Origin of the sequence: Burkholderia sp. Bp9015 (assembly GCF_003853505.1) — a bacterium.
Classification (GTDB): Bacteria; Pseudomonadota; Gammaproteobacteria; order Burkholderiales; family Burkholderiaceae; genus Burkholderia.
The window spans coordinates 1-13464 of sequence record NZ_QTPZ01000022.1 but is presented as its reverse complement, the minus strand read 5'-3'; the positions used below and the strand labels follow the sequence as shown (position 1 = coordinate 13464).

Sequence of the window (13464 nt, the reverse complement as noted above, 5' to 3'; positions counted from 1 at the left end):
GAGGCGCACAACCGATGGCAATGCTCTGGGTCAAGACGTTCCATATCGTTCTGATCGCCGCGTGGTTCGCGGGACTGTTCTACCTGCCGCGCATCTACGTGAACCTGGCCATGGAGACCGATCCGGCCGCGGTGCGGCGCCTGCTGCTGATGGCGCGCAAGCTGTTCCGCTTCATGACGATGATCGCCGTGCCGGCGCTCGCATGCGGGCTGTGGCTGTGGCTCGTGATCGGCATCGGCCAGGGGCAGGGCTGGATCCATGCGAAGGTGACGGTGGTGCTGCTGCTCGTCATCTACCACGCGTATTGCGGGCACCTGCTGAAGATGTTCGAGCGCGGCGAGAACCGTCGCACCGACAAGTGGTATCGCGTGTTCAACGAACTGCCGGTGCTCGGCATGCTCGTGGCGGTCGCGCTGGTCGTGATCAAGCCGTTTTGAGCTGAGCGGCCGGTTGGCCGCACCGACTCAAGCGCAACGGCGCCCCGCGGGGCGCCGTTCTTCGTTTACGTGCGTGCCGGGTAGCGGCTGATGCGCCGGACCGTGCGTCGGTTCTGCATCGCTCATGCGCCGGCGGGGCGCCGTGCGTGGGTCAATCCTTCGTGCCGTCGTCGATCCGGCGGCGCGTGATCGCTTCCTTCGCGCGGCCGACGCGCTCCATCAATGCGGGCCCGCGCGACAGCGCGACGCCGACCGCGAGGATGTCGCCGATCGCGAGATGGGACATGCGCGACGTCATCGGCGAGAACACGTCGGTTTCCTCCGCGACGTTCGACGCGAGGCTCACCGTCGCGAGCTTCGCGAGCGGCGAATGGCTCTGCGTGATCGCGACGACCTTCGCGCCGCACGCGAGCGCGGAGCGCGCGGCCTCGACGATGTCGCGCGTGCGACCGGTGTTCGAGATCGCGACGACGACGTCGTGCGGCCCGAGCAGCGCCGACGACATCGAGAACGTGTGCGGGTCCGAATACGCGACGCTCGGCACGCCGAGCCGGAAGAACTTGTGCTGGATGTCCTGCGCGGCGATGCCGGAGCCGCCGGCGCCGTAGAACTCGATGCGCGACGCGTTCGACAGCAGCGCGATCGCGTCGGCGACGCTGCCGGCCGACAGGCTGTTGCGCACCTCGATCAGCGCGCCGATCGTGCGGTCGAACACCTTGCCGATGATGCCGGGCGCGGGCTCGTCGGGCTCGACGTCGCGATACACGGACGACACGCCCGGCGCGACGCTCTGCGCGAGCCGGATCTTGAATTCGCGAAAGCCGCTGCAGCCGAGCGCCTGGCAGAAGCGCGCGATGGTCGGCTGGCTGACGCCCGCGCGGGTCGACAGCTCGGTCATCGCGAGGTCGAGCACCTCGCGCGGCGCGGCGAGGATGTAGTCGGCGAGCTTGCGCTCGGACGGGCGCAGGTCGGCGCGGATCGCTTCAATGCGAGGCAGCATGGGACGGCGGATGGAAATCGGGTTCGGATGAGCGAGTGTATCGCAATCGAATTGTAGAAAATCTACATGAAAATGCTAGCTCTATCGTCGGCAATTTCTGCAGTGGACGATGCCGTGGATTAGGGTTTTCACTAGGAAAGCCTTGCTGGTGGCGGGGATGTGAGTTGCGCGTATGCTGATCCGCATTGCGCGCTTGTAGTTTTTCTACTAGACTGACTTCGTTCGTTCGATGCACTCGACCGTCCCCACGATTCCAACCGCCGGTGTCCGTCCGGCATACAGGAGCGCCCAGCATGACGTCGCTGCACCCCACCCTGGCGAAAGTCACCGATCGCGTGATCGCCCGCAGCCAATCGACCCGTTCCGCCTATCTGCAGCGCATCGACGGCGCACAAGGCAAGTTCCCGGCGCGCGGCGCGCTGTCGTGCGCGAACCTCGCGCACGGCTTCGCGGGTCTCGAAGGCAGCGACAAGTTCCAGATCAAGGCGATCCGCGAGCCGAACATCGGCATCGTGTCCTCGTACAACGAGATGCTGTCCGCGCACGCGCCGTACAAGGATTTCCCCGACATCATCAAGGCCGCCGCGCGCGAGAACGGCGGCGTCGCGCAGTTCGCGGGCGGCGTGCCGGCGATGTGCGACGGCGTCACGCAGGGCAACCCGGGCATGGAGCTGTCGCTGTTCTCGCGCGAGGCGATCGCGATGGGCACCGCGATCGCGCTCACCCACAACATGTTCGACGCGGCGCTCTGCCTCGGCATCTGCGACAAGATCGTGCCGGGCCTCCTGATCGGCGCGCTGCAATTCGGCCATCTGCCGACCATCTTCGTGCCGGCCGGCCCGATGACGAGCGGCCTGTCGAACGACGACAAGGCGAAGATCCGCCAGCAGTTCGCGACTGGCCAGGTCGGCCGCGACGCGCTGCTCGAAGCGGAATCGGCGGCATATCACGGCCACGGCACCTGCACGTTCTACGGCACCGCGAACAGCAACCAGATGCTGATGGAGCTGATGGGCCTGCACCTGCCGGGTTCGGCGTTCGTCCATCCGCACACGCCGCTGCGCGACGCGCTGACCGCCGAAGCCGCGCGCCGCGTGCTCGACCTGACGGTCGAGCGCGGCCACTACACGCCGATCGGCCACGTGATCGACGAGAAGGCGATCGTCAACGGGATCGTCGCGTTGCTCGCGACGGGCGGCTCGACCAACCACACGCTGCACCTCGTCGCGATCGCGCGCGCGGCCGGCATCCTGATCGACTGGAACGATTTCGACGAGCTGTCGGCGGTCGTGCCGCTGCTCGCGAAGATCTACCCGAACGGCAAGGCCGACGTGAACCACTTCCACGCGGCGGGCGGCGTCGCGTTCCTGGTGCGCAACCTGCTCGAGGGCGGGCTGCTGCACGAAGACGTGACAACCGTGGCGGGCAAGGGCCTGTCGCACTACACGAAGGAGCCGAAGCTGATCGACGGCAAGCTGACGTGGGTCGACGGCACGGCCGAGAGCCACGACACGAAGGTGCTGCGCGGCATTCGCGACCCGTTCCAGCCGGACGGCGGCCTGCGCCTGATGCAGGGCCGGCTCGGCCGCGGCGTGATCAAGATCTCGGCGGTCGCGCCCGAGCACCGCAAGGTGACGGCGCCCGCGATCGTGTTCGATTCGCAGGAAGCCGTGCAGGAGGCCTTCGATCGCGGCGAGCTGAAGCGCGATTTCGTCGCGGTCGTGCGCTTCCAGGGCGCGCGCGCGAACGGGATGCCCGAGCTGCATCGTTTGACGCCGCTGCTCGGCGTGCTGCAGGATCAGGGCTTTCACGTCGCGCTGGTGACAGACGGCCGCATGTCGGGCGCGTCGGGCAAGGTGCCGGCCGTGATCCACGTGTCGCCGGAAGCGCTGCTGGCCGGCCCGCTCGGCAAGGTGAAGACGGGCGACACGCTCGTGATCGACGCGGAAGCCGGCATCCTCGACATCGAGGTCGACGACGCCGAGTGGCAGGCGCGCCCGGTCGCGCAGCCGCTGCACCAGGCCGAGAACGAGGTCGGTTTCGGGCGCGAACTGTTCGGCGTGTTCCGCGCGGCGGCCGCGCCGGCCGAGCAGGGCGCATCGGTTTTCGGGACGCTGGTCGGCGAAACGGCCGTCAGCGTCGCTGCATGAATTTCAAGGAGTGTTCCAGATGAAGACGATTGCTGAAATCGTGAAGCTGGGCCCGGTGATTCCGGTGCTCGCATTCGACTCGGTCGAGCAGGGCGAACACGTGTCGCGCGCGTTGCACGCGGGCGGCGTCAAGGTGCTCGAGATCACGCTGCGCACGCCGGCCGGCCTGGAGGCGATCCAGCGCGCGAGCCAGCTCGCGGACGACATCGTCGTCGGCGTCGGCACGATCACGAAGCCCGAGCACTGCGAGCAGGCGAAGCGCGCGGGTGCGAAGTTCGGCGTGTCGCCGGGCCTGACGAAGGACCTGCACCTCGCGTCCCTCGACGCCGGCCTGCCGCTGCTGCCGGGCGTGATGACGCCGAGCGACATCATCCAGGCGCTCGAGTTCGGCTACGAGATCGTCAAGTTCTTCCCCGCGCAGCAAGCCGGCGGCGTGCCGATGCTGCAGGCGTTCCACGGTCCGTTCCCGGCGCTGAAGTTCTGCCCGACGGGCGGCATCACGGTCGACACCGCGCCGAATTTCCTGAAGCTGCCGAACGTCGTATGCGTCGGCGGTTCGTGGCTCACGCCGAAGGCCGCGCTCGCCGCGCAGGACTGGGCCGAAGTCACGCGCCTCGCGCAAGCCGCGAGCCAGCTGCCCCGTTAAGACTTGTACGAAACGAACGTTTGACCCTCGGTAAGCGAGCGCTTAGTGCTTGTTTTACCGAGGGTTTTTGCTGATGGAACCGGTTCTATCCGCGGACCGTAAAGATAAGTAAAATTCAGCGTCCTCGCGGGGTGGGAACCCCCGTGTTTCGGAGACCTGCATAGCCGGGCATACTCGCAACAACTCGCCCGGTTCGAACAATCCTAGGAGGAGTGCCACATGGGGGCTGTCCAAGGCAGCATGCTGCTCATTTATACCGTGATCGCGATCGTCGCGCTGATCGTGATGATCGCGCGGTTCAAGATCTATCCGTTCCTGGTGCTCATCATCGTCTCGCTCGGCCTCGGCCTCGTGGTCGGGATGCCGATGGACAAGATCGTCAAGTCGTTCGAGACCGGCAACGGCAACACGCTCGGCCACATCGCGGTGGTCGTCGGCCTCGGCACGATGCTCGGCAAGATGATGGCCGAATCGGGCGGCGCGGAGCGGATCGCGACCACGCTGATCGACTGGTTCGGCGAGAAGAACATCCATTGGGCGATGATGTTCGTCGCGATCATCGTCGGCCTGCCGGTGTTCTTCGAAGTCGGCTTCGTGCTGCTGATCCCGATCGCGTTCAACGTCGCGAAGCGCACCGGCAAGTCGCTGCTCGTCGTCGGCCTGCCGATGGTCGCGGGCCTGTCCGTCGTGCACGGGCTGATTCCGCCGCACCCGGCCGCGCTGCTGGCCGTCCAGCAATACGGTGCCGACATCGGCAAGACGATCGCGTTCGGCCTGATCGTCGGCGTGCCGACCGCGATCGTCGCGGGCCCGCTGTTTGCGCTGATGATCTCGAAGTTCGTCAAGCTGCCGGAGAACAATCCGCTCGCCGCGCAGTTCGTCGAATCGCACACGGAAGGCAAGCAGCGCGAACTGCCGAGCTTCGGCATCACGCTGTTCACGATCCTGCTGCCGGTGATCCTGATGCTGGTCGGCAGCTGGGCCGACCTGATCTTCACGCCGAAGTCGCTGCCGAACAGCCTGCTGCGCTTTGCCGGCAACTCGGACGTCGCGCTGCTGATCGCCGTGCTGGTGAGCTTCTTCACGTTCGGCAAGCTGCAGGGTTTCAACCGCGACCAGATCCAGAAGTTCTGCGGCGAGTGCCTGGCACCGATCGCCGGCATCACGCTGATCGTCGGTGCGGGCGGCGGCTTCGGCGGCGTCCTGCGCGACAGCGGGATCTCGCAGCAGATCGTCGAGACCGCGAAGCACGCGCACCTGTCGCCGCTGCTGCTCGGCTGGTTCGTCGCGGCGCTGATGCGTCTCGCGACGGGTTCGGCGACGGTCGCGATGACGACGGCCTGCGGCATCGTCGCGCCGATCGCGGCGGCGTCGGGCGCGGCGGTTCGTCCGGAGCTGCTGGTGCTCGCGACGGGCTCGGGCTCGCTGATCTTCTCGCACGTGAACGACGGCGGCTTCTGGCTGATCAAGGAATACTTCGGGATGACGGTTGGTCAGACGTTCAAGACCTGGTCGCTGCTTGAAACCATCATCTCGGTGCTCGGTCTGAGCTTTACGCTGCTGCTGAGCGTGGTTTTGTAACAAGGGGTAGTCAATGATTCTGATCGCAATGGGCGTGTCGGGCGCGGGCAAATCGCGAATCGGCGAAATGCTGGCAGAACGCCTGTCGTGCAGCTATACCGACGGCGACGCGTTTCACAGCGCGGCGAACAAGGAAAAGATGCACAACGGCATTCCGCTGACCGACGACGACCGCTGGCCGTGGCTGCGCACGATCCGCGCGGCCATCGAGGAAAAGCAGCGTGCCGGCGAGACGGCCGTGTTCACGTGCTCTTCGCTGAAGCGGTCGTACCGCGACGTGCTGCGCGGCACCGACACCGACGTGCGGTTCGTGTATCTGAAGGGCTCGTTCGAGGTGTTGCACGAGCGCCTGAAAAGCCGCACCGGCCATTTCTTCGATCCGTCGCTGCTGAAGAGCCAGCTCGACACACTCGAGGAGCCGGGCCCGGACGAGGCGATCGAGGTCAGCATCGAGCTGACGCCCGAACAGATCGTCGATCAGGTGATGGCGAAGATCGGCCACGCGCACTGAGCGCGGTTCGCGGCAATCGTGATGCCGCAGTGAGACAGGCGCCCCTCGGGGCGCCTTTTTTCGTCGAGCGCGCGCGAGCCGCCAAAGAAAAAGCCCGATGCGAGCAATTTCGCATCGGGCTTTTTTTCCGTCCGGCGACGGCGGCGCTTACGCGATCCGCTTCGCGAGTTCGACGGCCTTGCCGATGTACGACGCCGGCGTCATCGCGAGCAGGCGGTCCTTCGCATCCTGCGGGATCGCGAGCGTGGCGACGAATTCCTGCAGCGCTTCGCGCGTGATGCCCTTGCCGCGCGTCAGTTCCTTCAGCTGTTCGTACGGGTTCTCGATGCCGTAGCGGCGCATCACCGTCTGCACCGGCTCCGCGAGCACTTCCCAGCAGTTGTCGAGATCTTCGTTCAGGCGCTGCGGGTTGACTTCGAGCTTGTCGAGGCCGCGGATCAGCGAGTCGTAGGCGAGCAGCGAATAGCCGAGCGCGACGCCCATGTTGCGCAGCACCGTCGAGTCGGTCAGGTCACGCTGCCAGCGCGACACCGGCAGCTTGTCGGCGAGGTGGCGCAGCGTCGCGTTCGCGAGGCCGAGGTTGCCTTCCGAGTTCTCGAAGTCGATCGGGTTGACCTTGTGCGGCATCGTCGACGAGCCGATTTCGCCGGCCTTCGTCTTCTGCTTGAAGTAGCCGACCGAGATGTAGCCCCACACGTCGCGATCGAGGTCGAGCAGGATCGTGTTCGCGCGCGCAACCGCGTCGAACAGCTCGGCCATGTAGTCGTGCGGTTCGATCTGGATCGTGTACGGGTTGAACGTGAGCTTCAGGCGGTTCTCGATCACGTCGCGCGAGAACGCTTCCCAGTCGAATTCCGGATACGCGGACAGGTGCGCGTTGAAGTTGCCGACCGCGCCGTTCATCTTGCCGAGGATCTCGACCTTCTCGATGCGCGTGATCGCGCGTGCGAGGCGCGCGGCGACGTTCGCGAGTTCCTTGCCGAGCGTCGTCGGGCTGGCCGGCTGGCCGTGCGTGCGCGACAGCATCGGCTGCTCGGCGAGCGCGTGCGACAGCGCGACGAGGCGCTGGTGGACCGTGCGCAGCGCCGGCACGATCACGTGCTCGCGCGCACCGGCGAGCATCATCCCGTGCGACGTGTTGTTGATGTCTTCGGACGTGCACGCGAAGTGGATGAATTCGCTGGCCTTCTCGAGTTCGGCCTGGCCCTTGACCGATTCCTTCAGCCAGTATTCGACGGCCTTCACGTCGTGGTTCGTCACGCGCTCGATTTCCTTGATGCGCGCGGCGTCGTGCGCGGTGAAGCGCTCCGCGAGCTGCAGCAGGAATTGTTCGGACGCGTCGGAGAAGCGCGGGACTTCCGCGAAGCCGGCGCGCGACAGCGCGATCAGCCAGTGCACCTCGACGGTGACGCGGTGGCGCATGAAGGCGGCTTCGGAGAGCCAGTCGCGCAGCGCTTCGGTCTTGCTGGCGTAGCGGCCGTCGATGGGCGAGAGCGCGGTGAGGGCGAAAAGCGTATCGGGACGAGTGTCGGACATGATCGGGCGGGCCTTGGGGCCGGGTCGAGCGAGGGGGGAAGAATCCGGCATTTTACCATCGCCGCGGGGCGATCCCGGCCGAACCGGTCCGGCCGCGGCCGCCGCGGGCGATCGGCACGCGCCCGGCGCCCGGGCGGCGCGCGACCGGCCTGCCGGCAGGCGCCCGCGCCGGCTCGCCGGGGCGCCCGCCACGCCGCCGGGCCGGCCCGCCCGCCGGTAGAATGCAGGCTTCTTCCCGACCGCCGCCCGCCGCGCCCGCCTGCATGGAACTGAAATGGCTCGAAGACTTCGTCTCGCTCGCGGAAACGCGCAGCTTTAGCCGCTCCGCCGAACTGCGGCACGTGTCGCAGCCCGCGTTCTCGCGGCGTATCCAGGCGCTCGAGGCGTGGCTCGCGACTGAACTGATCGATCGTTCGGTCTATCCGACGCGGCTCACGCAGGCCGGCCAGATCTTCTACGAGCAGGCGCTGACGATGCTGTCGCAGGCGCACGAGGCGCGCACGCTGCTGCGCGGCCACGTCGGCGCGCCGGTGCCGACGATCGAGTTCGCGGTGCCGCACACGCTGTCGCTCACGTATTTTCCGCGCTGGCTGCAGCGGATCGAGGCGAAGATGGGGCAGGTCCACACGCGGCTGCGCGCGCTGAACGTGCACGATGCCGTGCTGTCGCTCGTCGAGGGCGGCTGCGATCTCGTGATGGGCTACCACCACCCGAGCCACCCGGTCGCGCTCGACCCGGCCCGCTACGACATGCTGGTGCTCGGCAGCGAGCCGATCAGCGCGTTTTCGGCGCCGGGCCGCGCGGGCCGGCCGCGCTATACGCTGCCGGGCACGGCCGAGGCGCGCGTGCCGTACCTGTCGTATACGCCGAACGCGTATCTCGGCCGGATGACCGAAGTCATCGTGGCGAATGCACCGACGTCGCTGTTCCTCGATCGTGTTTACGAAACCGACATGGCGGAAGGGTTGAAGGCGATGGCGCTCGCGGGCCACGGCGTCGCGTTCCTGCCGCACAGCGCGGTCGAGGACGCGGTGGCGAGCGGCCGCCTGATCCGGCTTGACCGTTCCGCGCGCGGCGGCACCCATCCGTTCACGCTGACGATGGAGATCCGCCTGTACTGCGACAAGCTCGCGCTGCAGGGCGACGATCCGCATCAGAAACTCGTGCGCGCGCTGTGGGACGTCGTGCGCGACGAACTGCGCGAAACCACCGGTTAACCGTGGGCGGTTAACCGGGCCGGTCGGGCGCGAGCGACTGACGAGCCGCTTTCGGCGCCTGTCGGACGCCCGTCCGGCGGGCGTCCCGCGACTTTCACGACGATTTTTCACGCCCGCGATGCACGGCCGATCGCGGGCGTTCTTGCGCAAATCGACCGCGGATTTGCGAAAAATCACGATCATGCAAGAAACGCATAATCGAATAAGCAAACGGCATTGGATAAAAAAAACGGGTTTTTCGACAATGTGCGCAATCCGTTGAACGTTGGAGTGTCCATGTCTTCGCAACTGCAGTCCATCCCGTCCTACCTTCACGCCGACGATCTCGGCCCGTGGGGCAACTACCTTCAGCAGGTCGATCGCGTCGCGCCGTACCTCGGCTCGCTGTCGCGCTGGCTCGAGACGCTGAAGCGTCCGAAGCGCATCCTGATCGTCGACTGCCCCATCGAGCTCGACAACGGCACCGTCGCGCACTTCGAAGGCTATCGCGTGCAGCACAACGTGTCGCGCGGCCCGGGCAAGGGCGGCGTGCGCTACCACCAGGACGTGACGCTGTCGGAAGTGATGGCGCTGTCGGCATGGATGTCGGTGAAGAACGCCGCAGTGAACGTGCCGTACGGCGGTGCGAAGGGCGGCATCCGCGTCGACCCGCGCAAGCTGTCGCGTGGTGAGCTCGAGCGCGTGACGCGCCGCTACACCAGCGAAATCGGCATCATCATCGGGCCGAACACCGACATTCCGGCACCGGACGTCAACACCAACGAACAGGTGATGGCGTGGATGATGGACACGTACTCGATGAACCAGGGCCAGACGTCGACCGGCGTCGTGACCGGCAAGCCGATCGCGCTCGGCGGTTCGCTCGGCCGCAAGGAAGCAACGGGCCGCGGCGTGTTCGTCGTCGGCTCCGAAGCGGCGAAGAAGAAGGGCCTGGAAATCGAAGGCGCGCGCATCGCGGTGCAGGGCTTCGGCAACGTCGGCGGCATCGCGGCGAAGCTGTTCCAGGAAGCGGGCTCGAAGGTGATCGCGGTGCAGGATCACACGGGCACGATCTACCAGCCGGCCGGCCTCGATTCGAACAAGCTGCTCGACCACGTCGCACGCACGGGCGGCGTCGCGGGCTTCGAAGGCGCCGAGCCGATGCCGAACGACGAGTTCTGGACGGTCGAGACCGACATCCTGATCCCGGCGGCGCTGGAAAACCAGATCACGGAAAAGAACGCGGCGAAGATCCGCACGAAGATCATCGTCGAAGGCGCGAACGGCCCGACGACGACGGCGGCGGACGACATCCTGAGCGCGAACGGCGTGCTCGTGATCCCCGACGTGATCGCGAACGCGGGCGGCGTGACCGTGTCGTACTTCGAGTGGGTGCAGGACTTCTCGAGCTTCTTCTGGACGGAAGACGAGATCAACCACCGTCTCGAGCGCGTGATGCGCGAAGCGTTCGCCGGCGTGTGGGCGGTCGCGGAAGAGCACAAGGTGACGGTGCGTACGGCGGCGTTCATCGTCGCGTGCAAGCGCATCCTGATGGCGCGCGAAATGCGCGGCCTGTACCCCTGATCGGTCGTTGCCGATCGCCGATCGGTTGACTACGATCAAAGCATGACGCAATCCACCCGATTGCGCGCATGAACCTTCGCGGGCGATGCCGAATCCGGCATCGCCCGCGCGCGCATTCAGGCGCCGAAACGGGCGCCCGGAGCCGGGAGGACGGCTTCGCACAGCGCGATTCGTAGTGCGGTTAACAACCAGTACTTTCAAAAATATTACTTTGATACACTGGCGCGGGTTTTAGCCAAGGAGATGACCAAAATGAAATACCAGAAGGCAGTCCTGATGGTCGCGGCGCTGTGCGCGTTCGCGAGCGGCGCGCACGCACAGGAGACCGGCACGCTGAAGAAGATCAAGGACACGGGCGTGATCGCGCTGGGCCACCGCGAATCGTCGATTCCGTTCTCCTACTATGACCAGAACCAGCAGGTCGTCGGCTATTCGCGCGAATTCCAGTTGAAGGTCGTGGACGCGGTGAAGAAGAAGCTGAACCTGCCGAACCTGCAGGTCAAGAACATCCCGGTCACGTCGCAGAACCGCATCCCGCTCGTGCAGAACGGCACGGTCGACATCGAGTGCGGCTCGACGACCAACAACCTGGAGCGTCAGCAGCAGGCCGCATTCTCCGACACGATCTTCGTGATCGGCACGCGCCTGATGACGAAGAAGGATTCGGGCGTGAAGGACTTCGCCGACCTGAAGGGCAAGACGGTCGTGACCACCGCCGGCACGACGTCCGAGCGCCTGCTGCGCAAGATGAACAACGACAAGCAGCTGGGCATGAACATCATCAGCGCGAAGGACCACGGCGACTCGTTCAACACGCTCGAGTCGGGCCGCGCGGTCGCGTTCATGATGGACGACGCGCTGCTCGCGGGCGAGCGCGCGAAGGCGAAGCAGCCGGGCGAATGGGTGATCGTCGGCACGCCGCAGTCGGAAGAGGCGTACGGCTGCATGATGCGCAAGGGCGATGCGGACTTCAAGAAGGTCGTCGACGACGCGATCTCGCAAGTCGAGAAGTCGGGCGAAGCCGCGAAGATCTACGCGAAGTGGTTCGAGAACCCGATCCCGCCGAAGGGGCTGAACCTGAACTTCCCGCTGTCCGATTCGATGAAGAAGCTGTACGCGAACCCGAACGACAAGGCGCTCGACTGACCACGCGGCCGTTGACGCAGAAATGACGCTACTGAAACGGAAGAGGCCACGCTTCTTCCGTTTCTTTTTGCTGGAGTCTTGCCCATGTCTTACCACTGGAACTGGGGCGTCTTCCTGAGCCCCGTCTCGACCGGCGAGCCGACGACTTATTTCGGATGGCTGATGTCCGGCTTCTGGGTGACGATCGAGGTGTCGCTCGTCGCCTGGGTCATCGCGCTGATCGTCGGCTCGCTGTTCGGCGTGCTGCGCACGGTGCCGAACAAATGGCTGTCCGCGATCGGCACCGTGTACGTGTCGATCTTCCGGAACATTCCGCTGATCGTGCAGTTCTTCATCTGGTACCTCGTCGTGCCCGAGTTGCTGCCCGCATCGATCGGCACCTGGATCAAGCAGTTGCCGCCGACCACGCAGTTCTTCACCTCGTCGATCATCTGTCTCGGCCTGTTTACGGGCGCGCGCGTGTGCGAACAGGTGCGCTCGGGGATCAACGCGCTGCCGAAGGGCCAGCGCGCGGCCGGCCTCGCGATGGGCTTCACGCAATGGCAGACGTACCGCTACGTGCTGCTGCCGGTTGCGTACCGGATCATCGTGCCGCCGCTCACGTCCGAGTTCCTGAACATCTTCAAGAACTCGGCGGTCGCGTCGACGATCGGCCTGCTCGACCTGTCCGCGCAGGCGCGCCAGCTCGTCGACTACACCGCGCAGACCTACGAGTCGTTCATCGCGGTCACGCTCGCGTACGTGATCATCAACCTCGTCGTGATGGCGTTCATGCGCTGGATCGAAGGCCGCACGCGGCTGCCCGGCTACATCGGAGGCAAGTGATGCATCAGTTCGACTGGAGTAGTATTCCCGGCGCGATACCGACGCTGTGGACGGGGGCGATCGTCACGTTCAAGATCACGCTGATCGCGATCGTCGTCGGCATCGTCTGGGGCACGTTGCTCGCGCTGCTGCGGCTGTCGGGCGTGAAGCCGCTCGCGTGGTTCGCGAAGGCGTACGTGACGGTGTTCCGCTCGATCCCGCTCGTGATGGTGCTGCTGTGGTTCTTCCTGATCGTGCCGCAGGTGCTGCAGGGCGTGCTGGGGCTGTCGCCGACGATCGACATTCGCCTCGCGTCGGCGATGGTCGCGTTCTCGCTGTTCGAAGCCGCGTATTATTCCGAGATCATCCGCGCCGGCATCCAGGCGGTGCCGCGCGGGCAGGTCAACGCCGCGTTCGCGCTCGGCATGAACTACGCGCAGGCGATGCGCCTCGTGATCCTGCCGCAGGCGTTCCGCGCGATGGTGCCGCTGCTGCTCACGCAGGCGATCGTCCTGTTCCAGGATACGTCGCTCGTGTACGTGATCAGTCTCGCGGACTTCTTCCGCACGGCCGCCAACGTCGGCGATCGCGACGGCACGACCGTCGAGATGGTCCTGTTCGCGGGTGCATGCTATTTCGTGATTTGCTCGGTGGCGTCTGCCCTCGTCAAAGGTCTCCAGAAAAAGGTCACAAGATGATTTCCATCAAGAACGTTTCCAAGTGGTACGGCCAGTTTCAGGTCCTCACCGATTGCACGACCGAGGTCAAGAAAGGCGAGGTGGTGGTCGTGTGCGGTCCGTCCGGCTCGGGCAAGTCGACGCTGATCAAGACCGTGAACGGCCTCGAGCCGTTCCAGCAGGGCGAGATCCTCGT

Annotated in this window: 13 protein-coding genes; 11 read left to right on the top strand and 2 right to left on the bottom strand. The window is 65.7% G+C overall.

What is annotated here, in order from left to right; genetic code table 11:
- The first annotated feature begins 14 nt into the window (after positions 1–14).
- Positions 15–437, top strand: a complete 423-nt coding sequence (locus DIE12_RS22620; protein ID WP_124519973.1) for a CopD family protein — start codon at positions 15–17, stop codon at positions 435–437.
- Positions 438–588: 151 nt separating this feature from the next.
- On the opposite strand, the gene DIE12_RS22615 is transcribed toward DIE12_RS22620, so the two are convergent.
- On the bottom strand, positions 589–1437 hold the full coding sequence (locus DIE12_RS22615; RefSeq protein WP_044844153.1) for a MurR/RpiR family transcriptional regulator: 849 nt from the start codon (positions 1435–1437) through the stop codon (positions 589–591).
- A gap of 293 nt (positions 1438–1730) precedes the next feature.
- Here DIE12_RS22615 and edd point away from each other — a divergent pair, with 293 nt between their 5' ends.
- From edd to DIE12_RS22590, 4 genes are all read left to right on the top strand, one after another.
- Positions 1731–3587 carry a phosphogluconate dehydratase gene (gene edd / locus DIE12_RS22610; RefSeq protein WP_044844152.1) on the top strand — a complete coding sequence of 619 codons (1857 nt, stop codon included), beginning with the start codon at positions 1731–1733 and terminating at the stop codon, positions 3585–3587.
- 19 nt (positions 3588–3606) lie between these two features.
- A complete protein-coding gene (eda, locus tag DIE12_RS22605) occupies positions 3607–4233 on the top strand; it encodes a bifunctional 4-hydroxy-2-oxoglutarate aldolase/2-dehydro-3-deoxy-phosphogluconate aldolase (protein WP_044844151.1) in 627 nt (208 codons plus the stop codon).
- A 219-nt stretch (positions 4234–4452) separates the two neighbouring features.
- Entirely contained in the window at positions 4453–5814 is a 1362-nt protein-coding gene (locus DIE12_RS22595; protein WP_044844150.1) for a GntP family permease, read from the top strand.
- A gap of 13 nt (positions 5815–5827) precedes the next feature.
- Positions 5828–6325 (top strand): gluconokinase, encoded by a 498-nt coding sequence (locus DIE12_RS22590; RefSeq protein ID WP_044844149.1) that lies wholly within the window; start codon positions 5828–5830, stop codon positions 6323–6325.
- 147 nt (positions 6326–6472) lie between these two features.
- Here DIE12_RS22590 and purB read toward each other — a convergent pair whose 3' ends face one another.
- Positions 6473–7861 carry an adenylosuccinate lyase gene (purB, locus tag DIE12_RS22585; protein WP_044844148.1) on the bottom strand — a complete coding sequence of 463 codons (1389 nt, stop codon included), beginning with the start codon at positions 7859–7861 and terminating at the stop codon, positions 6473–6475.
- 263 nt (positions 7862–8124) lie between these two features.
- Between purB and DIE12_RS22580 the strand changes: the two genes are divergently transcribed.
- The 6 genes from DIE12_RS22580 to DIE12_RS22550 form a co-directional block, all read left to right on the top strand.
- The gene (locus tag DIE12_RS22580; protein ID WP_044848296.1) at positions 8125–9078 is read left to right on the top strand and encodes a LysR substrate-binding domain-containing protein; all 954 of its coding nucleotides are present in this window, start codon (positions 8125–8127) and stop codon (positions 9076–9078) included.
- Positions 9079–9354: 276 nt separating this feature from the next.
- Positions 9355–10641 (top strand): Glu/Leu/Phe/Val dehydrogenase, encoded by a 1287-nt coding sequence (locus DIE12_RS22570; protein ID WP_044848295.1) that lies wholly within the window; start codon positions 9355–9357, stop codon positions 10639–10641.
- Positions 10642–10893: 252 nt separating this feature from the next.
- The gene (locus tag DIE12_RS22565; protein WP_185500314.1) at positions 10894–11787 is read left to right on the top strand and encodes a glutamate/aspartate ABC transporter substrate-binding protein; all 894 of its coding nucleotides are present in this window, start codon (positions 10894–10896) and stop codon (positions 11785–11787) included.
- An 84-nt stretch (positions 11788–11871) separates the two neighbouring features.
- Positions 11872–12612: an amino acid ABC transporter permease gene (locus tag DIE12_RS22560; RefSeq protein WP_044848294.1), complete on the top strand. Its 741-nt coding sequence runs from the start codon at positions 11872–11874 to the stop codon at positions 12610–12612.
- Positions 12612–13289 carry a glutamate/aspartate ABC transporter permease GltK gene (gltK, locus tag DIE12_RS22555; RefSeq protein WP_014898078.1) on the top strand — a complete coding sequence of 226 codons (678 nt, stop codon included), beginning with the start codon at positions 12612–12614 and terminating at the stop codon, positions 13287–13289. The genes DIE12_RS22560 and gltK overlap by 1 nt, the downstream gene beginning before the upstream one ends.
- Positions 13286–13464: ATP-binding cassette domain-containing protein (locus tag DIE12_RS22550; protein ID WP_148092719.1), on the top strand; the 179-nt coding region annotated here is incomplete at its 3' end. The genes gltK and DIE12_RS22550, both read left to right, overlap by 4 nt.